This window comes from Actinomadura sp. NPDC048021 (assembly GCF_040653135.1).
GTDB classification, from domain to species: Bacteria; Actinomycetota; Actinomycetes; order Streptosporangiales; family Streptosporangiaceae; genus Spirillospora; species Spirillospora verrucosospora.
On record NZ_JBEZJQ010000005.1, the window covers coordinates 26,156 to 49,447 of the forward strand.

The 23,292-nt window shown below is 72.4% G+C and carries 16 protein-coding genes; 7 read left to right on the forward strand and 9 right to left on the reverse strand.

Going from position 1 to position 23,292, the window contains the following annotated elements:
- The first annotated feature begins 42 nt into the window (after positions 1–42).
- Both AB0C87_RS10150 and AB0C87_RS10155 read left to right on the forward strand, forming a co-directional pair.
- Positions 43–2,133 carry a glycosyltransferase family 1 protein gene (locus AB0C87_RS10150; RefSeq protein WP_360577317.1) on the forward strand — a complete coding sequence of 697 codons (2,091 nt, stop codon included), beginning with the start codon at positions 43–45 and terminating at the stop codon, positions 2,131–2,133.
- A gap of 51 nt (positions 2,134–2,184) precedes the next feature.
- Positions 2,185–2,358, forward strand: coding sequence for a hypothetical protein (locus tag AB0C87_RS10155; RefSeq protein WP_360577155.1), 174 nt, complete (start codon positions 2,185–2,187; stop codon positions 2,356–2,358).
- Positions 2,359–2,433: 75 nt separating this feature from the next.
- On the opposite strand, the gene AB0C87_RS10160 is transcribed toward AB0C87_RS10155, so the two are convergent.
- Entirely contained in the window at positions 2,434–3,444 is a 1,011-nt protein-coding gene (locus AB0C87_RS10160) for a CDP-alcohol phosphatidyltransferase family protein (RefSeq protein ID WP_345177670.1), read from the reverse strand.
- Positions 3,445–3,567: 123 nt separating this feature from the next.
- Here AB0C87_RS10160 and AB0C87_RS10165 point away from each other — a divergent pair, with 123 nt between their 5' ends.
- Positions 3,568–5,055 carry a hypothetical protein gene (locus tag AB0C87_RS10165; RefSeq protein ID WP_360577156.1) on the forward strand — a complete coding sequence of 496 codons (1,488 nt, stop codon included), beginning with the start codon at positions 3,568–3,570 and terminating at the stop codon, positions 5,053–5,055.
- Here AB0C87_RS10165 and AB0C87_RS10170 read toward each other — a convergent pair.
- From AB0C87_RS10170 to AB0C87_RS10205, 8 genes are all read right to left on the reverse strand, one after another.
- On the reverse strand, positions 5,052–6,233 hold the full coding sequence (locus AB0C87_RS10170; protein ID WP_360577157.1) for a glycosyltransferase family 4 protein: 1,182 nt from the start codon (positions 6,231–6,233) through the stop codon (positions 5,052–5,054). The genes AB0C87_RS10165 and AB0C87_RS10170 overlap by 4 nt on opposite strands.
- A complete protein-coding gene (locus AB0C87_RS10175) occupies positions 6,230–7,033 on the reverse strand; it encodes a hypothetical protein (protein ID WP_360577158.1) in 804 nt (267 codons plus the stop codon). Before AB0C87_RS10175 ends, AB0C87_RS10170 begins: the two co-directional genes overlap by 4 nt.
- 26 nt (positions 7,034–7,059) lie before the next feature.
- Positions 7,060–10,473: a bifunctional glycosyltransferase family 2 protein/CDP-glycerol:glycerophosphate glycerophosphotransferase gene (locus tag AB0C87_RS10180; RefSeq protein ID WP_360577159.1), complete on the reverse strand. Its 3,414-nt coding sequence runs from the start codon at positions 10,471–10,473 to the stop codon at positions 7,060–7,062.
- A 67-nt stretch (positions 10,474–10,540) separates the two neighbouring features.
- Positions 10,541–12,754, reverse strand: coding sequence for a bifunctional glycosyltransferase family 2 protein/CDP-glycerol:glycerophosphate glycerophosphotransferase (locus AB0C87_RS10185; protein ID WP_360577160.1), 2,214 nt, complete (start codon positions 12,752–12,754; stop codon positions 10,541–10,543).
- Positions 12,755–12,813: 59 nt separating this feature from the next.
- Positions 12,814–13,974 carry an acyltransferase family protein gene (locus AB0C87_RS10190; RefSeq protein WP_345177684.1) on the reverse strand — a complete coding sequence of 387 codons (1,161 nt, stop codon included), beginning with the start codon at positions 13,972–13,974 and terminating at the stop codon, positions 12,814–12,816.
- A gap of 63 nt (positions 13,975–14,037) precedes the next feature.
- Positions 14,038–15,120, reverse strand: a complete 1,083-nt coding sequence (locus tag AB0C87_RS10195) for an acyltransferase family protein (RefSeq protein ID WP_345177687.1) — start codon at positions 15,118–15,120, stop codon at positions 14,038–14,040.
- A gap of 96 nt (positions 15,121–15,216) precedes the next feature.
- Positions 15,217–16,638 (reverse strand): LCP family protein, encoded by a 1,422-nt coding sequence (locus AB0C87_RS10200; RefSeq protein WP_345177689.1) that lies wholly within the window; start codon positions 16,636–16,638, stop codon positions 15,217–15,219.
- Positions 16,639–16,755: 117 nt separating this feature from the next.
- A complete protein-coding gene (locus AB0C87_RS10205; RefSeq protein ID WP_360577161.1) occupies positions 16,756–17,607 on the reverse strand; it encodes a TIGR03089 family protein in 852 nt (283 codons plus the stop codon).
- A 125-nt stretch (positions 17,608–17,732) separates the two neighbouring features.
- Here AB0C87_RS10205 and AB0C87_RS10210 point away from each other — a divergent pair, with 125 nt between their 5' ends.
- The 4 genes from AB0C87_RS10210 (at position 17,733) to AB0C87_RS10225 (ending at position 23,282) form a co-directional block, all read left to right on the forward strand.
- Entirely contained in the window at positions 17,733–19,799 is a 2,067-nt protein-coding gene (locus tag AB0C87_RS10210) for a hypothetical protein (RefSeq protein ID WP_360577162.1), read from the forward strand.
- A gap of 112 nt (positions 19,800–19,911) precedes the next feature.
- Positions 19,912–20,844 carry a glycosyltransferase family 2 protein gene (locus AB0C87_RS10215; RefSeq protein ID WP_345177881.1) on the forward strand — a complete coding sequence of 311 codons (933 nt, stop codon included), beginning with the start codon at positions 19,912–19,914 and terminating at the stop codon, positions 20,842–20,844.
- 4 nt (positions 20,845–20,848) lie between these two features.
- Entirely contained in the window at positions 20,849–21,925 is a 1,077-nt protein-coding gene (locus tag AB0C87_RS10220; protein WP_360577163.1) for a glycosyltransferase family 4 protein, read from the forward strand.
- A 154-nt stretch (positions 21,926–22,079) separates the two neighbouring features.
- Positions 22,080–23,282 (forward strand): RNA-guided endonuclease TnpB family protein, encoded by a 1,203-nt coding sequence (locus tag AB0C87_RS10225; protein ID WP_360577164.1) that lies wholly within the window; start codon positions 22,080–22,082, stop codon positions 23,280–23,282.
- The last annotated feature ends 10 nt before the right edge of the window (positions 23,283–23,292 follow it).

A 23,292-nucleotide genomic window follows, 5' to 3' on the forward strand; every position in this document is an offset into this window, starting at 1 on the left:
GACCTCAACATCATCGACGGGTCGGCCATCTGGGCCCAGGGCATGGTGCAGGCCCTGGCCCGCGCCGGCTGCGAGGTGACCCTGGTCCTCAAGGCGCCCGTCCGGACGGGCCGGCTCGTCGACCCGCTGCGCGCCCTGCCCGGCGTCACCGTCCGCAGCCCGCACGCCGAGGGACTGTTCGAGGGCCCCGCCGGCATGGCCGCGCGGCAGGCCGCCGGGGTGCTCGCCCGCGTCGACGAGGAGGACCCGCACGACCTCGTCGTGGTGCGCGGCCGCATCCTCGCGGGCAAGCTCGCCGCCGGGCCGATGGCCGGGCGGCTCTGGACGTACCTCACCGACGTCCCGCAGTCGGCCGCGGAGTTCACCGCCTCCGCCAAGGGCGACCTGCGCCGGATCGCCGACGCCTCCCGCGTCCTGCTCTGCCAGACCGAGGAGCTGCGCGGCTTCCTGGAGAGCGCCGTCCCGGCGACGGCCGGCAAGAGCGTGCTGTTCCCGCCGGTCGTCGTGCTCCCGGACGGCCTGGAGACGCGCGGCCCCGGCCCCTCCGACGGCCCGCTCCGCCTCGTCTACACCGGCAAGTTCGCGCCCCGGTGGAACACCTACGAGATGACGTCCCTCCCGCGCCTGCTGGCCATGCGCGGCGTGGACGCCGAACTGCACATGGTCGGGGACAAGATCCACGACGATCCGTCCGATCCCGGCTTCGCGTCCCGGATGAGGACCGCGCTGGAGACGGGCGAGGGCGTCGTCTGGCACGGCGGCCACCCGCGGGCCGAGGCGATGCGCCTCACCGCCGCCGGCGACGTGGGCCTGTCCTGGCGCGACGCCTCCATGGACGCCAGCCTCGAACTGTCCACGAAGGTGCTGGAGTGCGGGACGCTCGGCGTCCCGGTCGTCCTCAACCGCACCCCGATGCACGAACGGCTCCTCGGGACCGACTACCCGCTGTTCGCGGCGACCGAGGACGACGTGCTCGACGCCCTGACGCTCATCGGCAAGAACCCGGAGATCTTCACGCTCGCCGCGGACCGCTGCCGCGCGGCGGCGGCGGAGTTCACCCTCGACGCGGCCGCCGCCCGCCTGCGCGGCTACCTGGCGCAGGCGTTCCCGGAGCCCTCCGAGAAGGTCCTCGCCGTGAAGGGGCGCCGCCTGCGCGTCGGGGTGGCGGGCCACGACCTGAAGTTCTTCTCCCGCCTGCTGGACTACCTGCGCTCCCGTTCCGACCTGGAGGTCCGCGTCGACCACTGGGCCGCGCTGAAGGCCCACGACGAGGAGCGCAGCCAGGCCCTGGTCGACTGGGCGGACGTCATCGTCTGCGAGTGGTGCGGCCCGAACGCCCTCTGGTTCGCCCGGCGCAAGCGCCCGGACCAGCGCCTCGTCGTGCGCCTGCACCGGTTCGAGCTGTACGCGGGCTGGCCGAAGCAGCTCGACATCGGCGCCGTCGACCGGGTCGTCTGCGTCAGCCCCCACTACGACGCGCTGACCCGCGAGATCACCGGCTGGCCCGCCGAGAAGGTCGTCACGGTCCCGAACTGGGTGGACGACGCGCAGCTCGACCGCGCGAAGCTCCCCGGCGCCGAGCACCACCTCGGGATGATCGGCATCGCCCCGTCCCGCAAGCGCCTGGACCTGGCCCTCGACGTGGTCGAGGAGCTCCGCCGCGACGACCCGCGCTTCACCCTCTTCGTCAAGTCCAAGCTCCCCTGGGAGTACTGGTGGATCTGGCAGAAGGACGAGGAGCGGGCCCACTACGAGGAGGTCTTCCGCCGCATCCGGCGCTCCCGCCTCCTCTCGGGCGGCGTCGTCTTCGACTCCTACGGGCGCGACGTGGCCTCCTGGCTGCGCCGCATCGGCTGGGTGCTGTCCACCAGCGACGACGAGAGCTTCCATCTCGCGCCGGCCGAGGGCATGGCCTCGGGCGCCGTCCCGGCCCTGCTGCCCTGGCCCGGCGCCGAGACCATCTACCAGCGCCGCTGGATCCACGACGACACCTCCGCCATGGCCGCGTCCATCGCCACCACGGTCTCGCTGGGCCGCTGGCAGGACGACGCCGAGCAGGCCCGCGCCCAGGTGAAGGCCGCCTACGGCCTGGACGAGGTCTGCCGCCAGTGGACGGACCTCCTCACCGGCTAGGCCGCTCCCTCCGTCCGGGCGGGGCGGGGGACGGCGGCGAAGGGGGAGAGGGTGAACCACGCCGGGACGCCGCGGCGCAGGTGCCTCCACCACCGGGCGCAGCTCCTCGCCCGCCGGGGTCAGGACGTAGCCCCCGCGGGCCTGGCCCGCGACCACGACCGGGGAGGGCCGACCCTGTCCATGGACTGGGAGTACCTCCTGATGACGGGCCGCCGCGCCGGGTGAAGGACGGCCCGGGAGGGGCCGTCCAGAGAGAAAGTCCCCGCGGCGGCGCCGCGGGGACCTCTCCGGCGGTACGGGTCAGCCGGAGCTGCCGACGACCGCGCCGGCCTGGGCGGGCTCGGCGGGAAGCTCGGCGCGGTGGGACTCGATCTTGGCGTTGAGCTTGGCGAGGCTGCGGCTGTAGTCCCGGCTGGAGAGCCAGAACTTGTAGATGATGATCAGCTCGAAGGCCAGCAGGCCGACGCCGCTGAGGACCACCACGGGGATGATGGCGCCCGGCACGATCGCGGCGGCGATCGGGGCGACGATGAACACGCCCATCTGGAACTCGATGCCGCTGATCAGGTGGGGGCGGATGCGGCCCGCCATCAGGACGTTGCGGATGCGGGCGTACCAGGGGAAGCGCTGGTTGAAGCCCGCCTGGAGGACGGCGGCGTTGGGGTCGTCGCCGACGACGCGGTTCTCCGCGTCGGCCTCGGGGTCCTCGGTGAGCGCCTCCGCGGAGCGCAGGTCCTCGTCGGCCTCCACCAGGTCGCCGTTGGCGCGGCGGGCCGCGAGTTCGAGCGCCTGGGCCTCCTCGCGGGCCGCGCTGAGGGTGGTCCGCATCTGCGAGCGGACCTTGTAGATCTCCAGCGCGTCCATGTAGCGCAGCATGTCGAGGAAGACGACGGCGAGCGCCGTCCAGACGTAGGCGACGTTGCCGGTGGCGGCGTACTGGCCGGCCATCAGGGCGATCGCGCAGGCCAGGACGCGGACGCGGTCGAAGATGTAGTCGAGCCAGGCGCCGAACACCGAGCCGGTGCCCTTCAGCCGGGCGACCTTGCCGTCCATGCAGTCGAGGGTGAACGACAGGTGGTACAGCAGCGCGCCGGCGAGCAGCCACGGCCAGGACGCGACGGCGAAGCAGGCGCCGGCGGCGAGGCCGAGGACGAGCGCGCCGACGGTGAGCTGGTTCGGCGTCACGCGCGTCCTGTTCGCCGTGAACTTGACGAGCCTGGCGGCCAGCGGGTCGACCAGCAGCACGGTCCACCAGGCGTCACGCGCCTTGTACGTCCGTTGCCGAACGTCGTCGAGCGTGAAGTTCGCCATGGGGTTCCTTTCGTTCGCGGAGCGGTCTGATCGTATCGGCTGTCCGGTTCCGGTCACCGGGGATCTCCCGGATCGTGATCGTCCGGTCACATGACGATCAGCGCCGCGGGTAAGGGACGCAGAATGCGCGTGCGTCCCCTCGCTCCCCACCTGCCGTTCGCCGGAGTCCTCGCCGTCGCGGTCTGGATCCGGGCCGTCGCCGTCCTCGCCTATCCGGCTCCCCTGTGGTTCGGTGACTCGCCCGGGTACCTGGAGGCCGCGGTCGCGTTCCGGCCGGATCCGACGCGTCCCAGTGGATATCCGATCTTGCTGTGGCTGCTCAAGCCCTTCCACAGTTTCGGCCTGATGGTCTCCGTGCAGCACGCCGTCGGGGTGCTGACCGGTGTGCTGGTCTACGCCCTGGTCTGGCGTGCGGGACGGGCGGCCCTGCCCGTCGAGGACGGGAAGCCGTGGCGGGTGTGGCTGCCCGGCGCGACCGCGGCGCTGCTGACCGTCCCGGTGCTGATCCCCGCGCACCAGATCGCCCTTGAGCACATGCTCATGTCGGACTCGCTGTTCGCGTTCCTGCTGCTCGCGGCGGTGGCGGCCGTGCTGTGGCGTCGCCGGCCGGCCTGGTGGCTCGGCGCCCTGGCCGGGGCGCTCACGGCGTGCGCGACGCTCACCCGGACGGCGGGACTGCCGCTGATCGCGCTGGTCCTCCTCGCGATGCTCGTCAGGAGGGCGGGCCGGACGGCCTGCGCGGCGGCGGCCCTCGCTTTCGTCCTGCCCGTCGCCGGCTACATGGTCTGGTTCCACGCGGAGTACGGCCAGTACAAGCTCGCCAAGGCCGACCAGGTGTTCCTGTACGGGCGCACGGCCGCGTTCGCCGACTGCCGGGTGATCAGGCCCCGGCCCGAGCTGGCGATCATGTGCCCGAAGCGGAGCGACCCCCGGATCTCCCGGTCGTTCTCGGTCATGTGGACGCCCGACTCCCCGTTCCGCCGCATCCCGGGCTGGGTCTACGGCGAGGAGGGCAACCGGCTCGCGGGCGAGTTCGCCTGGGCCGCGATCAAGGCGCAGCCCGCCGGCTACGCGGAGGTCGTCGTCCGCGACACCCTGCGGGCGTTCGCCTGGCGACGGCAGCCGTACCCCACGCCGTGGACGTGGCTCCAGTACGAGTTCCCCGAGGGCGAGGCGTGGAGCGACAGGCAGGCGCGCCTCGCCGGGCGGTACGGCGGCGACGGCGAGACCCGGGTCGTGCGGCCGTGGTCGGGGGTCGTCCTCGCCTACCAGGACCACCTGGTCATGCCCGGCACGATCCTCGGCGTCCTGCTCCTCGGCGGGCTCGCCGGGGCCGTCCCCCACGCGCGGTCGAACGGGCGGTGGCGCCTCGCCCGGCCCGTCCGGCACTGGACGGCGGGCGCGCTGCTCCCGTGGGGGACGAGCCTGGCGCTGCTGGTGATCCCCGCCGCGACCGCCGACTTCGACTACCGCTACGTCATGCCCGCCGTCCCGTTCGCGTGCGTCGCGCTCGGGCTGGCGCTGTTCCCGCCGCGCCGCCCGCCGCGCGTGCCCGCGCCGCGGAAGGAGTCCCGGCCGGCCCGGGCGAAGATCGAAGCCGAGTCCGGCTAGCGCCGCCCGGTGTCGCGGCGCGGGGCGGCGAGCAGCCCGGCGAGCATCCGCTCCCAGCGCGCGGCGACGGCGGACACGGCGAACCGCCCGGCCGACGCGACGGCGTTCGCCGCCATCGCGCGCCTCAGCTCCTCGTCGTCGATCAGCCGGATCAGCGTCTCGGCGAGCGCGCCGGAGTCCCCGGGCGGGACGAGCAGCCCGTCCGCCCCGTCGGTGATGATCTCGCGGGGCCCGTGCGGGCAGTCGAAGGCGACCACCGGCAGCCCGCACGCGAACGCCTCGATGATCGTCATGCCGAACGGCTCGGCGCGCGACGGCAGCGCGAGGACGGACGCCTTGGCCAGCTCGCCCTCCATGTCGCGGGCCGGCTCCAGCATCCGCACGTGGTTGTAGAGGCCGAGGCGCGTGGCCCGGCGGCGCATCTCCTCGCGGCGCGGCCCCTCGCCGTGGACGCGCAGCCGCCACCGCGGATGCTTCTCCACGACCTTCGCGAACGCGTCCAGCAGCAGGTCGAACCCCTTGATCCAGACGATCCGGCCCGCCGCCACGACCACCCGGTTCTCCTGCCGCGACCGCGGATGCACCCGAGGGGGCAGCCCGTTGCCGATCGTGTGGACGGGGCACGAGCCGGCGGGCAGCAGGCGCTCGTAGTCCGCGGTGTCGGCGGCCGTCAGGCAGGTGAGGGCGTCCAGCCGCGGGTACCCCTCCTCGATCTCGGCGAGGATCCCGGCGTCGTTGATGCCGAGCTGGAGGTGCTCCTGCCCGACCACGACGACCTCGGCCGGCGCCAGCCGCGCCGCCATCAGGTTGAGCCCGGCGCGGGTGGTGACCAGCACGTCCGTGCGCGGCCGGCGCAGGAAGCGGGCGAGTCTCTCGTCCGTCCAGGCGGAGTACTTGGAGAAGCTGCGCTCCTCGGGATGGACCATCCGGCTCGGCTCGTCCATGAGCCGCCCGGCGCGCGCGGCGTGCGGCCACGCGGCCTTCGCGCCCGGCCGGACGTCGACCAGGGAGCGCAGCCGGACCCGGCCCGACAGCGGGAACACCGGCCGGTCGGCCGTGCGCCGCACGCTGACGATCTCGACGTCGTGGCGGCGGGACAGCTCGTCGGCGAGCGTGAAGGTGCTGCGCACCGTGCCGTCGATCGTCCAGGCCTCCAGCAGCAGGAACGTGATCCTCATGGGCCGGCGTCCTCCGGGAGGAGGTGGCAGGCGACCGCCAGCCCGTCCTGCCGCGTGTAGTACGGCCGCACGCTCATCCGCCGGCCGCCGGACGCGACGACCTGGCGGGGGTAGGACAGCGTGCCGAGCTTGCCCGGCGCGTCGTCGAGGAACGTGGCGAGGCGGGCGTGGACGTCGCCCGCGTCGAGCCAGAGGTCCCACAGGGAAGGCTCCCACCGGGTGAACGCGCGGACGTCCAGGCGGGCGTCGAACCCGGTCCCGTCGAGCCGGGCGCTCCACGTCTCCCTGCCGCCGCCCTCGCGCGCGACCGCGACCAGCCGGGCGGCCCCGCCCGGGCGCGGCCCGGCGTAGGCCGGCCATCCGGTGATCCCGATCTCGCCGTCGAGCGGGTGCACCTCCTCGACCTCGGCGTGCGGGACGACCTCGCGGACGTCGAGCACGGCCCGCCCGTCCGGCAGCCGCACGACGCGGACGGCCCGGTCCCGTGCCCGTCCGGCGTACTCGCGCAGGCCGTCGAAGGAGAACCCGGGATCGTCGGTCACCAGGGGGTGGTCCGCGCCGAGCAGGACGTCCCACCTGCCGGGCGCCAGCCCCGCGACCGTGAGGACGGCGGAGCGCCGGTCGTCCGAGAGCGGCCCGGCGCGGACCTCCCCGGACCTCTCGTGGCGCAGGACGATCCGCTCGCCTTCCGCCGCCGGCCGGGGCCAGCGGATGCGCAGGGCGTCGTCCGCACCGACCCTGCAATGGTCGGCCACCCCGCGGGCGTCCGACTTCTCACAACGGTCGGGAACCGTGGTCACGGCCCAGTCGCCTTCCCCGATGACGCTTACCGGACTGTGCCGTCCGCGCCGAAGACGCGGTCGACGGCACGGGAGGCGGCATGCCCGTCGTCGAGAGGGCAGAAACGCGCGACGAAGTCCTTGTAGCGGTCGCGATAGCCCTCCATGGCGGACTCCGCGTCGCGGACCGCCTCGATGAGGTCGTCGGAGGTCTCCACGAGCGGCCCCGGGGACTCGGCCTCGAAGTCGAAGTAGAAGCCGCGCAGCCGGTCGCGGTAGTCGGCGAGGTCGTAGGTGAAGAACAGCATGGGCCGGCCGGTGTTGGCGTAGTCGAACATCACCGACGAGTAGTCGCTGATCAGCACGTCGGAGATCAGGTACAGCTCGGTGATGTCGGGATAGGCCGAGACGTCGCGGACGAAGCCGTGGCCGTCCTCGCGGACGCCGTCCACCACGTTGGTGTGCAGCCGCACCAGCAGGACGTGGTCGTCGCCGAGCGCGGCGCGGGCCCGCTCCAGGTCGATCCGCATGTCGAACCGGTAGCGGCCCCGGCTGTAGTACTGGTCGTCCCGCCACGTCGGCGCGTACAGGACGACCCGCTTGCCGTCGGGGATGCCGAGCCGGGCCCGGACCCGCGCGGCGACCGCGTCGGCCTCCGGGCTGTACAGCAGGTCGTTGCGGGGGTAGCCGACCTCCAGCATCTCCCCCTTGAACGCGAACGCGCGACGGAAGATCTCCGTGCTGAACGGGTTGGGGGACAGCAGGTGGCTCCACTCGGGCAGGGAGGGCCCGGGGTCCTTCGAGCGCGACTGGAGCGCCTTCCTCATGCCCGGCGCGTAGGCGAAGTGCACCTCCTTGATGTCCCCGCCGATCTTCTTCAGCGGCGTGCCGTGCCAGGTCTGCAGGACGACCTGGTCCGGGTGCCGCCGGAACGCGTCGCCCAGCCGGTGGTTCGTCACGATGTAGCGGGACGCGGCGAGCGCCTCGTGCCACTCCCTGCCGTGCAGCCGGACGGGCCGCAGCGTGTCCGGCAGCTCCACCTGCGCGTCGTTGACGACCCAGAGCTGCTCCAGGCCGGAGTCCCGGCGCATCAGCTCCTCGTGGACGGCCTTCGGGCTGTCGGAGTACTGCCGCCCGTTGAAGCACGAGAACAGGACAGCGTCGCGCAGCCCGTCGCGGTCGGCTCGGCGGCGCGCCTCCTCCCGGTACCTGGCGCCGGCGCTCTTCTCCTCCGGCGGCACGTCGCCCGTCACCGCCACGGCGAGCAGCCCGTCGCGCGCCTCCAGGGCGTAGCCGCGCCGCGCCACCTCCAGCGGCCCGGGCAGGCCGTCCTGCGCCTCCGCCGACAGCCGGACGGTCAGCGCCCGCCCGCCCGGGGGCCGGAACAGCACGTCCCAGCGGCCGGGCCGCAGCGGCAGGACGCCCGCGACGCCCGGCACGGCCGCGACCGGGATCTCCCCGCGCAGGCGCCCCGACGCCGGATCGGGGACGAGGTCGAACGCGTACTCCTTGCGGTGCCATCGGCCGCGCAGCACGATCTGGCCACCGGCGTGCGCGGGATGCGCAGCGGTCAGGACGAGGGTCCCGTCCGGCCGCCAGGCGCAGGCGTCGACGGAGAGCCGCGCCGTGGTGCGCCGGACGCGCAGGTAGCCGCCGGGCCCGCGGCCCGCGGCGACCTCCAGCGGGCCGAACGTCCGCCGGACGTCCTCGACCCCTTCGGCGAGCACCAGGGGGCGGCCCGCGACCCGGACCGTCCAGTCGCGGGTGTCGTCGATCTCCTCCTCCGGCGGCGGGGATCCTTCGAGGGACTCCGGGGAGACGCGGGCGACGTACCGGCCGCCGGACGCGGTGACCGGCACGTCGACGCGGTCGTCGCCCAGCGTCAGCGACAGGCCGTCCGGCGCCTCGTCCGCCTTCACCTCGACGACGAGCGTGCCGCCGTCCCAGGACAGCGCGACCGCCGCCGACCGGACCCGCTCGACCTCGATGACGAGGCGGCCGTCCTCGATGCGCGGGACGACGCGCACGTCGTCGGCGACGTAGCGGTAGGGCGGATGCGCGCCGCTGCCGGAGCCGCCGCCGCGCAGCGGCCCCCGCCGGAACACGCCCGCGTTGAGCACCGACGCCTCGACCGACCAGACCCCCTCGACCCATTTCCTGCGGTCGCGGAGGCGAGCCGCGTCGAGGGCGAACGCGAAGCCGGACCAGCCCGACCGCTTCCCGGGCGCCGGCGCCTGCCGGGCCCGTGCGAGGATCCTCCGGCCGCCGGACCGCAGCGTGATCGCCTTCACCGACGTCCAGCGGCGCCGCATGCTGACGGAGTTGATGTAGGCCTCGCCGGTGACGGTGAGCCGGTCGCCGTCCCAGCCGACCGCGTGGACCCGGCCCCGCATCCCCAGCTCGCCGCGGGCCCGGTACACCTCGCGCGGGACGCCGACCTCGGCGTCCTTCCAGTACGGGTAGACGACGTACCGGCGCAGCGGGTCGCGGACGATCGACGGCGAGGCCTTCCCCCGCTCGTACCGGACCACCTTCACCAGCTCGCTCGTGCGCCCGGCGGAGGCGAGATGCCACTTCAGCCGGGTCAGCGCCGGGACGCCGGCGAGCAGCTTGGCGGGCAGCTCGGACGCGTACGCGGCGGCCTGCGCGACGACCTGCTCGCGCTCGTCGCCGGGCAGGTCCGGCAGCGCGTCCAGGAACACCCGCAGCTCCTCGGCCGCCGCGAGCGCCTGGAGCCGCCGCCGGGACCGGGCGTGGCCGTGCTCGCCGAGCCAGGCGACCGCGAGGGCGACGGCGCCGAACCCGTCCGCGATCTCCTGCGCCTCCGTGGTGGCGGGGAACCGCTCGCCCCGCCGGCGCAGGACGACGCCGGGCAGCACGTCCACGCCCTCCGCGAGGTGCAGCGCCCGCACCGCCGGGAGCAGGTCGTCGTAGCGGCCGAGGTCGGGGAACTCCAGCCCGTGCGACGTCCAGAACGACCGCCGGAACAGCTTCCCGCCGACCCCGCGCTCGCGGACGAGGCCGGGGGTGCGCCGCACGTCCGTGCCGGTGGCCGGGGCGAGGGACGGCTCGGCGGGCCGCCACTCCGGCGCCCGCTCCGGCCCGCGGCGGACGGCCTCGCGGCCGAGCGCGATGTCGGAGCCGGACGACTCCAGCGCCGCGGCCAGCGACGCGAGGGCCTCCGCCGGCAGCTCGTCGCCGCCGTCCACGAACAGCAGGAAGTCGCCGTCGCTCTCCGCGGCGCCGAGGCCGCGCGCCGCGCCCCGGCTGAGCGCGCCCCGCCGCACGACGCGGAACCGCTCGTCGGGCAGCACGGCCCCGGCGGCGGCGCCCGCGCCGTCGTCCATCACCAGGACCCGCAGGTCCGCGTGCGACTGGCCCGCGATCGACGCGAGGGTGCCGCCGAGCGACTCTCCGGCTCCGTGCGCGAGCACGACGACGCTGATCCTGCTGGAGGGCAAGCGACCCACTCCTTCGGCGTGACGGGGGTGTGCACCGGACGGCGCCGCGGCGGGCCCGGCGCGGGGCCTACTGCGGCGGGTTCGGGATCTTCTCGCCGAGGAACATGCGGCGCACGGCGCGCTCGGCCGCCTGCCCGTCGTCCCACGGGCAGAAACGCGCCCTGAAGTTCGCGCGGTTCTTCGCGGCGGCGTCGCCCCACGCCGCCCCGGACGTGAACGCCTCGACCAGCTCGGCCTCGGTCGCGGCGACGACACCGGGAGGGGTCGCCGTCAGGTCGAAGTTGACCCCGCGGGTGAGCCGGTAGGTCTCCCAGTCGTTGGCGTAGATCACGATCGGCCGGTCGAGGTTGGCGTAGTCGAACATCACCGAGGAGTAGTCGGTGAGCAGCGCGTCCGAGGCGATCATGAGGTCCTCGACGGACGGGTGCCTGGACACGTCGATGACCCGGCCCTCCGGCCAGCCCAGGTCCGCCGCCATGTTCTTGATCTTGTAGTAGTAGTGCGCCCGCAGCAGCAGCACGTGCCCCTCGCCGAGCGCCTCCGCGACCCGCCCGATGTCGAACATGGGGGTGTAGCGGCGCTGGTAGTCGCGGTGCGTCGGCGCGTACAGGATCGCGGTCGCGCCGGCGGGGACGCCGAGCTCCGCGCGCAGCCGGGTGCGCTCGTCCTCGGCCGCGGCGACGAGCCGGTCGTTGCGCGGGTAGCCGATCTCCAGCATCTCGTAGTCGCAGGGGAACCCGCGCTCCCACGCCTCCGTCGACAGCGGGTTGGACGAGACGAGGTAGTCCCAGCGGTCCGACCGGGCGATGAGGGCCTTGAAGTCCATGTCGTTGGCGCCGACCGGATACTCCATCTGGTCGAGGCCCATCTTCTTCAGCGGCGTCCCGTGCTGCGTCATCATGTGCACCTGCCCCGGCCGCTTCACGTAGTTGTCGGGGAAGTTGACGTTGTTGACGAAGTACTTCGCGCGGGCCAGCGTCCGGTAGTACTCGGCGGAGCCGGCGACGACGTAGTCGACGCCCTCCGGCATCGTCCTGCGGGCCCTGGGCTTGACGACCCACACCGGGCGGACGTCCGGGGCCAGCTCGCGGACCTTCTCGTAGATCGCCGCCGGATTGCAGGCGTACCCGCGGTACCAGTACGCGGCGAAGACGGCGAGGTCCTCCTCGATCGGGAGGCGCCGCTGCATCTGGTAGTAGCGCTCCTTGGCGAGCTCCTTGCCCAGCAGCACGCCGCGCCTGCGGAGCTTGGCGGCCTTCCCGCCCCGGCCCCGCGCCTTGTCCTTGGCCTCGGCGGCGCGGACCCGCTCGAAGCCCCGGTGGTCGCCCGCCTTGATCATGCGGTGCTTGTCGGCGAGGAACGGCTTGTCGTCGGGGGGGACGTGCCCCGCCGGCTCGTACCTGTTGTACGTCTTCGACATCTCCGCGAAGAAGCGCGCCTTCTCCGACTCGTGGACGCGGTCGGGCCGCTCGATGATGACGAGCAGGTGCCAGATCGTCCGGTTGAACATCAGCGTGCGGAACGGGTCGGCCTTCGCCCCCATCCCGTCCATGAACTCGAAGATGCGGTCGTACTGCGCGAACGCGTCGAAGTGCTTGGCGCTCGCGGTCTTGGTGATCGCTCCGCGGCGGCGCTGCCGGTAGATGTAGCAGACCCGGTCCAGCAGGCTCAGGCGCTCGGCGGCCATCAGGATCGGGTAGGTGACGTTGACGTCCTCGTAGTAGCCGCCGCTGAAGCGCAGCCCGAGGTCGAGCAGGAACTCGCGGCGGATCGCCTTGTTCCACGCCGTCATCATCATCTCGAGGACGCTCGGCCGCTCCGCCAGGGTGAACACGTCCGGCGCGGGGGGCTCGCGGAACAGGTCGTTGATGATGCTGCGCTTGACCTTGCCGTTCCAGTAGGCACGGGCGTAGTCGAAGACCAGCACGTCGGGGCGGGTCTCGGCGAGCCGGTCGCAGATGGCGCGGACGGCGCCCTCGGTCGCGTAGTCGTCGCTGTCGAAGAACCAGACGTAGTCGCCGGTCGCCATGTCGAGCCCGATGTTGCGGGCGCGGCCGAGGCCGACGTTCTCGGCGAGGTGCCGGACCTTGACGCGCGGGTCGCGCTCGGCGAACTCGTCGAGGATCTCACCGCAGCCGTCCGGCGAGTGGTCGTCGACGGCGATGACCTCAAGATGGGGAAGATCCGGATCAAGGATCGAATCAAGGCATTGCCGGATGTACCCCTGCACTTTGTGCACGGGCACGATGATGCTCAGGGAAATATCGTGATCAGAGCTCACGCGAAGGCCAATCAACTACTCGGTGATTCTGGACTATACCCACAGGTCGGGGTTGAACCTCAGGTCCTGGCGGGCGCGGGTCGAAGGAGCCACCGCGCCTCGGGTTCGACCGCCCACCGGGTGGCCCGCCGCACGGGGGCGGTGGCGAGGACGACGCCGAGCGCGGCGGCGGCCACGGTGACCGAGACGATGCCGAACGGCTCGTGCAGGACGGGCTCGTCCAGCACGCCGGTGTAGTCGAACGTCTTCATGACGAGGCCGTGCAGCAGGTACACGTACATGGTCCGCGTCCCCATCTCGGTGTACCAGGCTCGGTCGCGCGGGATGCTCGCGAGGAAGGCGGCGCCGAGGAGAACGGCGAAGGCAAGGGCCACGAGCCGCCACATCATGCCTTCGACGGTGCCGAACCCCATGGCATCGTAACCCTGGTTCCAGTAGAGCAGACCGCTGTCGATCCTCGGGACGACCGTGCCGAGCTCCCAGACGTAGGCGACGGGGAGGGCGGCGGCCAGCACGGCGAGCCCGGCCCACCGCGCCCATCCGGCGCGCAGCCGCCGCACGTGCCGCGGGTCGACGGTCAGCCCGAGGACGAAGAGCGGCAGCAGCCCGGCGGTCCGGCTGAGCGTGGAGTCGGCGGTGAACGCCCAGCTCCCGCCGACGAGGCAGAACGCCACCGAGACGGCCACCGGATGGCGCAGGTGCCCCCACAGCGGTGCGCTCAGCCGCCAGAACACGAGCGCCACCAGGAACCACATCAGGAAATGCGGCCGGAAGAGCTCGCTCAGCCGGAACTGCACTCCGTTGATGAGCATCAATTGCGCCCGGTAGAGGAGGATGAATATCACATAAGGGACGACGAGCGTGGGGAGAACGCTGCGGAACTTGTCCGTCGAGCGCATGAATCCCCGGGAGAAATAGCCGGAAATAAAAACGAAGACCGGCATATGGAAGGCGTAGAGCACGACATAGGCGGCGTGGGCCGCGCGGCTGTCCCCGAACTGGGACCAGAAGTGCCCGACCACGACGAGCACGGCCGTGAAGAACTTGGCGTTGTCGAAGTACGCGTCCCGGGGGCGGGGCGCCGGCTTCGGCGGCGCCGCCGGGTCGGGCGCGGGGCGGGGAGCGGGGACGGGCGGCGCCTCGGGCAGGGCGAGCGCACTGCCCGTGGCGGAAGGCGCACTGCCCGTGGCGGATGGCGGGGTGGGGAGGACGTCGGACATATCTCCGGGGGGTCGGGTACTGCGGGAGCGGGGAGCGGGGTTAGGAGCGGGAGCGGGGGAGCGTCAGCGGGAGCGGGCGGGCCTTCTCAGAGGTGTGAAGACCCACGTCATCTTCGGCTCCAGTGCCCAGCTCATCGTCCGCACGACGGGCTTGGAGCACAGGAACGTTCCGACCACCAGGGCGCCGGCGACCACGACGACCACCCCGGTCGGGGTGTGCATCCAGTCGGCGTCCCACCAGCCGGTGAAGTTGAGCAGCCGGGTCACGAACCCGTGCAGCAGGTAGGCGTACAGCGTGTAGGAGCCGAGGGAGGTGAACCAGTACCGCCCGCGCGGGATGAGGCTGAGGAACGCGGCGACGAAGACGACCGCCGCGGCGAACATCGCGATCCGCACCACGGTGCCGGTGAGGTTGCCGACGTGGAGTTCGAAGTTCGGGTGCTTCCAGTAGATCCAGCCCCGCGACATGTGGTCCATGACGAGGTAGGTGCCGGCGAGCCCGGCGGCGAGCACCACCGCGCCGATCGGCCGGGCGATCGGCTTCTTCAGCAGCTCGAAGTGCTGCGGCTTCAGCGAGAGCCCGAGAACGTAGAAGGGCAGCAGCCCGATCACCCGGTGGATGTCGAACGTCCCGCCGAGGTCGCTCATGTACGACAGCAGGGCGAAAACGGTCGCGACGGCGAGCGGCCAGCGGATCTGCTGCCAGACGGGGGTGGACAGCCGCCACATGAACAGCGCGCACAGGAACCACGTCAGGTAGTACGGGTTCAGCAGGCTGATCTCGAGGTGGTTGCGGCCCGCGAGCCAGTCGTAGATCGAGTAGGCGAACTCGAACACCACGTACGGCACCCCGACGTTGGTGATCAGTTTGCGGGCCTTGCCGCCGGCGAACGTCCAGTTCCGGGAGAAGTAGCCGGTGATCACGATGAACAGCGGCATGTGGAACAGGTAGATGAACAGGTAGAGGCCCTTGGCCATCGGGACGTTCAGCAGGTTGGCCAGGGAGTGCCCCGCCACCACCAGCAGGATCGCGAAGTACTTGGCGTTGTCGAAGAACGGGTCGCGGACCTTGCGCGCGGGGCCTGGGCCCTGCGGGGCCGGGCTTCCGGAGGCGGCGGCGCCCGCGGCCTCCGGCGCCCCCGCCAAGGGGGGCGCCGCGGGTTCCGTGGACGGCGGCCGTTCGGTTCGCTGTGCCGCGTCGGCCTCCGAGGGCCTGGTGGTGTAAGTCATACGGCTGCCCGGTCAGGTCTCCTTGCAGATGTCGTCGCTGGCGCGGATCTCACCCTGCTGCTTCGGGATGCCGGCGCCGGCGCTCTTCAGGTTCGTCCAGTTCTGGCCGACGATCAGGTCGACGACGCCCGGCGTGCCGCCCGTGGTGCGCGCCGCGGCCTGCGGCTTGCTCGGGATCAGCGCGGTCAGGGTCTGCGCCTGCTGGTCGGCACCGGCACCGTACAGCACCTGCGTGGTGGTCGTGGGCGAGGGGGCGTTCCCGCCGACGGTGACCTGGAAGCCCTGCGACTCAAGGTCGCTGGCGACGCGCCCGGCCTGGCCGTCGATGCCGCTGCCGTTGTAGACCCGCACGCGCACCTGGCTCGGCGGGATCTTCGTGGCGCCCGGCTTGGGCTCCTTCGGCACGGTCTTGTCATTGCGGACGGCGGAGAAGAACGGCTGGGCCGCGGGGGTGAGCGCCACCCGGTTCGGGTCCAGCGGGTCGGGCCCGGACGGGACGGTCACGAACCGCAGCTTGCCGGTGGTCATCCCCTGCATCTCCTTGCCGATGTCCATCATGACCTGCGGCGTCAGCTCCTTGTCGGTGGTGAGCGACTTGGTCACGGCGTTCATCAGCTGGAGCATGCGGCGCGGGTTGCTGAGCACGCCCGCGCTCATCGCCTGGCCGGCGAGGGAGCCCATGAACTTCTGCTGGCGCTTGATGCGGTCGGTGTCGGAGCCGTCGCCGAGGCCGTGCCGCACCCGCACGTAGGCGAGCGCCGTCTCTCCCTTGATCTTGTGCTTGCCCGCGGTCAGCTTCAGCTTGGACTTGGGGTCGTTGACATCCTTGGGAAGGCACACCGGGACGCCGCCGACGGCGTTGGTGATGGCCTTGAACCCGTTGAAGTCGACCTGCATGAAGTGGTCGATGCGGATGTTGGAGATGCTCTCGATCGTCTTGATGACGCAGGCCGCGCCGCCGTTGCTGAACGACGAGTTGATCTGCGCGCGGGTCTGCGCCGGGACCACCCCCCCCTTGCGGCTCTTGCAGGAGGGCATCCGGACCATCAGGTCGCGGGGGAAGCTGATGCCCATCGCCTGGCCGCCGCCGGGGGACAGGTGCAGCAGGATCATCGTGTCCGAGCGCGGCACCTCGTTCTTCATCGAGCGGCCGTACTTGGCGTTCGAGCCCTCACGCGTGTCGGACCCGAGCATCAGGATGTTCATCGCGCTGTTCAGCTTCTTCGGCCGGTTGGGGCCGAGCTGGGCGTTGACGTCCTCGTGCGAGATGTTCCCGAACGCCTGGCGGTACAGGCCGTAGGCGGTGAGAGAGCCGACCACCATGACCGCCGACAGTCCGATGCACACCCAGCCGAGGATGCGCCAGCCGCGTCGCGGCGCCGGCTGCGGGTCGGCGTCGTCGACGTACTCCATGTACATCGGGTTGCTGTTCATCGGCTCCGAGGTCCGGGGGTATGGGCGGTTCCGGGGGTCCGGGGGACGTCCCCGCTATGGGGCCGGCCCGTGGCTCATGGTTCGAACGGACGGGACGAGGGCAAAGGGAAGCGTAGGTCAGGGGAGGCGGTACACGGAGCCGGATTCGTCATTCGGTCCGGAAGTACCGGCCACCACCGTCACATGCTCCAGGGTCAGGCGACGATCTAGGGCGGCTTTGTCAAAGTTTCGTTGGATTATGACGGAAGCACCCGAGGCTAGTGGTGTGAGCAGGCAGGCCAGAACCCCGTCGAGTGTGGTGAAGGACATGTCAACCAGGAGCCGGTCGCGTGCGTCCAGCTCCCATTTCTCAACGGCCCCGCGTGCCGCGCCCACCAGCTCCGCCGCGCTGAATGTGGCCTTTGTCACACTCAGCGCGGGGGCCTCCGGATCCGCCCCGGGGCCGGGGGCGAACCTGTCTCCGTACGCGCGCACCTCCGCCGCGTAGTCGGTCACCCCGGGCGGGCAGTCGGCGAGCGGGCCGCCGAGCGCGTGGAGCGACAGGCCGACGATCTCCTCGGCCCCTCCTGCGAGCACCTCGTCCGCGAGCACGTCGTCCAGCACCTCCTGCGCCACCGCCAGGATGTACGGCTCGGACGCCCCGGCCGGTTCGGCGCCGCCGCGGCCGACGTCCGCCGGATCGACGGGCTCGGCGACGAGACCGGCCGACCAGCAGGCCATCAGCCACACCGCGGTCTGCCAGTGCGGCGGCAGGACCAGGACGACGCGGGTGCCGGGCTCGGCGGCGAGGCCGTCCACCAGGAAGTTGGCCGTCTTGGCCACCCAGTTCCCGAACGTCCGCGCGGACAGCTCGACCCGCTCGCCGCTCGCGTCGTCGTAGAAGGTGACCAGCGGGCGGGACGGGTCGTCCGCGACCCGCCGCCGCAGCAGCTCCGCGGGCGTGTCCGCGGCCCCGGCATGTGCGCTCATGGTCCGAGCGTATGCCCGCATGATCGTCCTGGCGCCGCCATCCCGCCGATGCCGCTACGCTCCGCACGGGTGAACGACGGAACAGTGGCGGGCGCGCGCCCCGACGGCGAGCCCGGGGCGGAATCATGAACGCTGGTCGGCTGCTCGTCCGGGCGACCGCGGCCCCGGCGCTGGTCCTCGTCGCCTGGCTGGCGGTGTCGCTGCCGCTGCTGATGGCGGGCGTGTTCCGCCCGGCCCCGGCGGTCGCGCTGTTCGTGCCGGTCGCGGCCCTGGTGCTGTGGCTCGGCCTGCGGACCGGGCCCGGGGACGCCCCCGGCGGGCGCCCGGGGAGCCTGAACGCCCCGGGCGGCCTGGACGCGGTGCAGCGCTGGCCGGTGTGGTCGGTGTTCGCCGTCACCGCCGCGTTCCTGGTGCTCCAGGTCGTCATGTGCTCCGAGCAGATCGTCGTCCGCCGCGACCCCGCGTCCTATGTCCAGTTCGCGATGTGGCTGGCGAAGCACGGATCGCTGCCGATCCCGCTGTCGGAGCGGGCGTTCGGCGGCCCGGACGCGGCCCTGGCCTTCGCGAGCCCCGCCTTCTACCAGGACGGCGGCGCCGTCGTCCCGCAGTTCATGGCGGGGTGGCCGCTGGTCCTGGCGCCCGCCGGATGGGTCGGCGGCGCCCACGGGATGGTGCTGGCGGCCCCGGTTCTCGGCGCGTGCTGCGTGCTGTCGTTCGCCGGGCTCGTCGCGCGCCTCGTCGGCCCCCGCTGGGCCCCCGCCGGGGCGCTGCTCCTCGCGCTGACGCTGCCGATGCTCTACGTCTCCCGCAACGCCTTCAGCGAGCTGCCCGCCATCGTCCTGCTGCTCGGCGGCCTGTCGCTGCTGTACGACGTCCGCCGGGAGCCCGCCGACGGCCGGGTCGCCGGCGCCAAGGCGCTCCTCGGCGGGGCCGCGCTCGGGCTGATCGTGCTCGTCCGCATCGACGGGCTGCGGGACGTCCTGCCGGTGGTGGCGTTCGCGGGACTGCTCATCGCGCGCAGACGGGCGACCGGCTACTGGACGGCCGGCGGCCTGCTGCTCGGAGCGGGCGCCGGCGTGGTCGAGGGCCTCACGATGTCCCGGCCCTACCTCTCCTACCTGCGCGGCTCGCTCGTGCCGCTGGCGGCCATCTCCGCGGCCGTCCTGGCCGCGACGGTCGTCATGGTCGTGGCGCTGCGCCGCGACCGGGTGGGGACCCGGCTGCGCCGCGCCGGCACGGCGGTCGCGCGCGGCCGCCTGCCGGGCGCCGCCGCCGTCCTCACCGTGCTGGTCATGGCGGGCTTCGCGCTCCGGCCGCTGGTGCAGACCGTCCGCCGCCCGCCCGCGACCGGCGACGACGCGATGAACGTCCGGTTCATCGAGATGATCCAGAAGATCCAGGACATCCCGGTCGACGGCACCCGGCAGTACTCCGAGCTGTCGCTGTACTGGGTCCTCTGGTACATCGGCGTCCCCGCGCTGCTGTTCGCGACGTTCGGCGCGGCGCTGCTGGTGCGGCGGCTGCTGCGCGGGCAGTCGCCGGAATGGCTCCTGCCCTACGCGATGGTCGTCTGGACGACCGCGCAGGTGCTGGTGCGTCCCGGCATCACGCCCGACCACCCGTGGGCGTCCCGCCGGCTGATCGGCCTCGTCATCCCCGGCCTGCTGCTGTTCGCGGTGTTCGCGTCGGCCTGGACCGTCAAGCGCGTCCGGCGGCTCGGCTACGGGCCGAGGATGGTGCGGGCGGGAACGGTCGCCGGCTTCGTGCTGATGCTGGTGCCGATCCTGCTGACGTCCGGCGGCTACCTGGTGACCCGCACGGAGCAGGGCGAGGTCGCCGCCGTGGAGGGACTGTGCCGGGCGCTGCCCGCGCGCGCCTCCGTCGTGATGGTCGAGCAGGCCACCGCCGACCGGTTCCTCCAGGTCGTCCGCGGTGAGTGCGGGCTGCCCGCCGCGCGCACGACCGGCTCCGCGTCGCCCGAGGACGTGCGGCGCGTGGCCGCCGGGGCGCGGCAGGCCGGGCGCCGGCCGGTGATCATGGCGGCGAGGCCCGAGCAGGTCGCCCCCTACGGGCCGGCGCGGCGGGTGCTGCACCTGGTGACGCGGCAGGACGGGCGCACGCTCACCGGGCCGCCCGGCGGCACCTGGGGGCTGACCATGGAGGTGTGGGCGGCCGAGCCCGCGGGGGCGTAGTGGCCGCCGATGCGCGCCGGGGCGAGTATCCTCGCGCTGCGTGAGCACCCAGTCTGTCGAGCCGAAGCCCCATCCGCCCGCCGATGTGGAGCCCGCGTCCGAGTCCGCGCCCGTGCCGGAGCCGGCGCCCGCGCCCGGTCCGCCGGCCGCCTCCGACGCCGTGCACGTCACGATCGTCCTGCCCTGCTACAACGAGCAGGACCACGTGATCGCCGAGGTCGAGCGCATCTGCGCGGCGATGGACGCCAGCGGCAAGACCTACGAGCTGCTGGCCGTCGACGACTGCTCGACGGACGCGACGCTCGCCCGGCTGGAGGAGGCGGCGCCCCGCTTCCCGAACATGCGCATCATGGCGTTCCAGCACAACAGCGGTTCGGGCACCGTCCGGCGCATCGGCTCCCAGCAGGCCCGCGGCGACATCGTCGTGTGGACCGACGCCGACATGTCCTACCCGAACGACCGGATCCCCGAGCTGGTCGAGCTCCTCGACTCCGACCCGGCGGTCGACCAGGTCGTCGGGGCGCGCACCACCGAGGAGGGGACGCACAAGGCGCTGCGGGTGCCCGCCAAGTGGTTCATCCGCAAGGTCGCCGAGCGGCTCACCAACACGAAGATCCCCGACCTGAACTCGGGGCTGCGCGCGTTCCGCCGCGAGGTGTCGCTGCCGTACCTGCGGCTGCTGCCGCCCGGGTTCTCCTGCGTCACGACGATCACCATCGCGTTCCTGTCGAACCAGCACCCGGTGCGGTACGTGCCGATCGACTACGCCAAGCGGGCCGGCAAGTCGAAGTTCCACTTCACCAAGGACGCCTACCGCTACATCCTGCAGGTGCTGCGGATGGTGATGTACTTCAACCCGCTCAAGGTGCTGATGCCGCCCGCGCTGTGGCTGATCGTGATCGGCCTGCTCAAGGGCGTGTTCGACATGGTGGTGCACTTCGGCTACTTCGCCAACAACACCATCATGATCTTCGTGACGGGGTTGATCATCGCGTCGCTGGCGCTGCTGGCCGACCTGATCGTCCGCTCGCGCGGCGACGTCTAGCGGCATGCGCGTCGCGATCGTCGGGCCCGCGTTCCCCTACAAGGGCGGCGGCGCCCGGCACACCACCGAGCTGGCGCACCGGCTGGCGGCGGCGGGCCACGACGTCGTCATCGAGTCGTGGCGGGCCCAGTACCCCTCGTTCCTGTACCCCGGCCAGCAGACGATCTCCGAGCCGGAGGGGGAGCCGTTCCCCGGCACCCGGCGCCGGCTCGACTGGCGCCGCCCGGACGGCTGGTGGCGCACCGGCCGCGCGCTGAGCTCGTGCGACCTGGTCGTCCTGGTCGTGCTGAGCACCGTGCAGGTGCCGTCCTACCTGGGGATCCTCGCCGGGCTCCGGGGCCGGACCCCGGTGGTGGCGCTGTGCCACAACGTCCTGCCGCACGAGCGCAAGCCCTACGACGAGCCGCTGATGAGGCGCCTGCTCCGCAAGGTGGACGGCGTGCTCGTCCACACCGAGGCGCAGGCCGACCTGGCGCGGGGGCTCACCCCGCGGCCGGTGCGGGTCGCGGAGATGGCCGCGCACCTGCCCGCGGCCGGCGCCGCCGCGCCCGGCGACGGCAAGGTACGCCGGCGGCTGCTGTTCTTCGGGATCGTCCGCCCGTACAAGGGGCTGGACGTCCTGTTGCGGGCCCTCGCCGAGGGCCCGGACGACGTGGCGCTGACCGTCGCGGGCGAGTTCTGGGGCGGCCTGGACGAGACCCGCGAGCTGATCCGCTCGCTGGACCTCACGTCGAGGGTCGAGCTGCGGCCCGGGTACGTCCCCGCCGCCGATGTCCCGGGACTCTTCGCCGCCGCCGACGCCCTCGTCCTGCCGTACCGCACGGCGACCGCGTCACAGAACGTCTGGATGGCCCACGAGCACGGCCTCCCGGTGATCGCCACCGATGTGGGGGGCTTCGCGGCCCAGATACGCGACGGCGCCGACGGCCTGATCTGCCGGCCGGACGACGTCGCGTCCCTCGCCTCGGCCCTGCGCCGCTTCTACGAGCCGGGCGAGCCGGAGCGCCTCCGCTCCGGCGTCCGCCCGGTCGACCACGGCCCCCTCTGGACCGCCTACCTCGACGCGCTCACAGGAAACTAACCGCCTCGCCCGGGCAGGCGGCAGCGGCCCCGACAGGGGGATCAGGCGGTCGGGTAAGGATGACGGTGAGGCCGAGCGGTCCGGCGCAGCTGGGCGATCCCCGGTGTAACCGGAAATCCTTACAGCCTTCCCGTCCACTAGTAATGTCGCGGTCATGCGGACGGCGTACAAGTGCCGGGCCTACCCCGACCCCGATCAGGCGGCCCTCTTCGGCCGCACGTTCGGCTGTGTCCGGCTGGTCTGGAACAAGACCCTCGCCGAACGCCACCGGGCCTGGCATTCCGATGCCAGGCGAATCTCCTACCGGGAAACCGACGCCGCCTTGACCGCCTGGAAGAAGACCGAGGACCTGGCGTTCCTGAACGAAGTTTCTTCGGTTCCGTTGCAGCAGGCGCTGCGCCACCAGCACGCCGCCTTCGCTAACTTCTTCGCCGGACGTGCCCGCTACCCGCGCTTCAGGAGCCGCACCTCTCGCCAGTCCGCGCACTACACGCGCTCAGCCTTCCGGATGAAGGACGGGGAACTGTGGCTGGCCAAAACCCGGGCGCCGCTAGCACTGGTGTGGTCGTTCGAGGATGTGGACCTGCCCACGTTGGATCCGACGATGGTAGTTGTCTCCCGGGAAGCGGACGGCCGTTGGTATGTGACCTTCGCCGTCGAAACCCCTGAGCCCGAGCCCATGCCGGCCGCCGGGCGTCAGATCGGCATCGACCTGGGCGTCAACGACTTCGCGGTGACCTCTGACGGGGAGCGCATCGCCAACCCCCGCCATCTGGAGAAGAAGCAGCGCAATCTAGCCCGGTACCAGCGGCGCATGGCCCGCAAGCAGCCCGGCAGCAGCAACCGGCGCAAGGCCAAGATCAAGGTCGCCCGCGCCTGCCGCAAGATCCGCAACGCCCGCACCGACTTCCTGCACCGCACCAGCACCTCCCTCGTCGGCAGGGCGGACGTCATCGCGATCGAGGACCTCGCCGTCGCCAACATGGTGAAGAACCGCAGGCTCGCTAAGGCGATCTCCGACTGCGGGTGGGGTGAGTTTCGCCGCCAGTTGGAGTACAAGGCCGAACGGGTCGGGCGGACCCTGGTCGTGATCGACCGGTGGTACCCCTCGTCCAAGACCTGCTCGCACTGCGGGCACCTGCTCGCGGAACTGAGCCTGTCCACCCGGCACTGGACGTGCCCGGGCTGCCGCACCCGGCACGACCGGGACATCAATGCGGCAAAGAACATCCTTGCGGCTGGTCGAGCCGTAGCCAGGGGAGACCCCGGTGATGTCTGTGGAGCTGATGTCAGACGGCCGGGGCCCTCCCTTCCGCAGTCGGCCGCGAAGCAGAAAACTCTGCGGCGCGAGCCGTAGCACTCCCCTC

Bases quoted from the DNA above. Each gene is read 5' to 3' on its own strand.
- AB0C87_RS10150 (WP_360577317.1), top strand. From the start codon at position 43: ATGGTGCAGGCCCTGGCCCGCGCCGGCTGCGAGGTGACCCTGGTCCTC.
- AB0C87_RS10160 (WP_345177670.1), bottom strand. From the start codon at position 3,444: ATGGCGAACTTCACGCTCGACGACGTTCGGCAACGGACGTACAAGGCG.
- AB0C87_RS10165 (WP_360577156.1), top strand. From the start codon at position 3,568: ATGCGCGTGCGTCCCCTCGCTCCCCACCTGCCGTTCGCCGGAGTCCTC.
- AB0C87_RS10170 (WP_360577157.1), bottom strand. From the start codon at position 6,233: ATGAGGATCACGTTCCTGCTGCTGGAGGCCTGGACGATCGACGGCACG.
- AB0C87_RS10190 (WP_345177684.1), bottom strand. From the start codon at position 13,974: ATGTCCGACGTCCTCCCCACCCCGCCATCCGCCACGGGCAGTGCGCCT.
- AB0C87_RS10200 (WP_345177689.1), bottom strand. From the start codon at position 16,638: ATGAACAGCAACCCGATGTACATGGAGTACGTCGACGACGCCGACCCG.
- AB0C87_RS10205 (WP_360577161.1), bottom strand. From the start codon at position 17,607: ATGAGCGCACATGCCGGGGCCGCGGACACGCCCGCGGAGCTGCTGCGG.
- AB0C87_RS10210 (WP_360577162.1), top strand. From the start codon at position 17,733: ATGAACGCTGGTCGGCTGCTCGTCCGGGCGACCGCGGCCCCGGCGCTG.
- AB0C87_RS10220 (WP_360577163.1), top strand. From the start codon at position 20,849: ATGCGCGTCGCGATCGTCGGGCCCGCGTTCCCCTACAAGGGCGGCGGC.
- AB0C87_RS10225 (WP_360577164.1), top strand. From the start codon at position 22,080: ATGCGGACGGCGTACAAGTGCCGGGCCTACCCCGACCCCGATCAGGCG.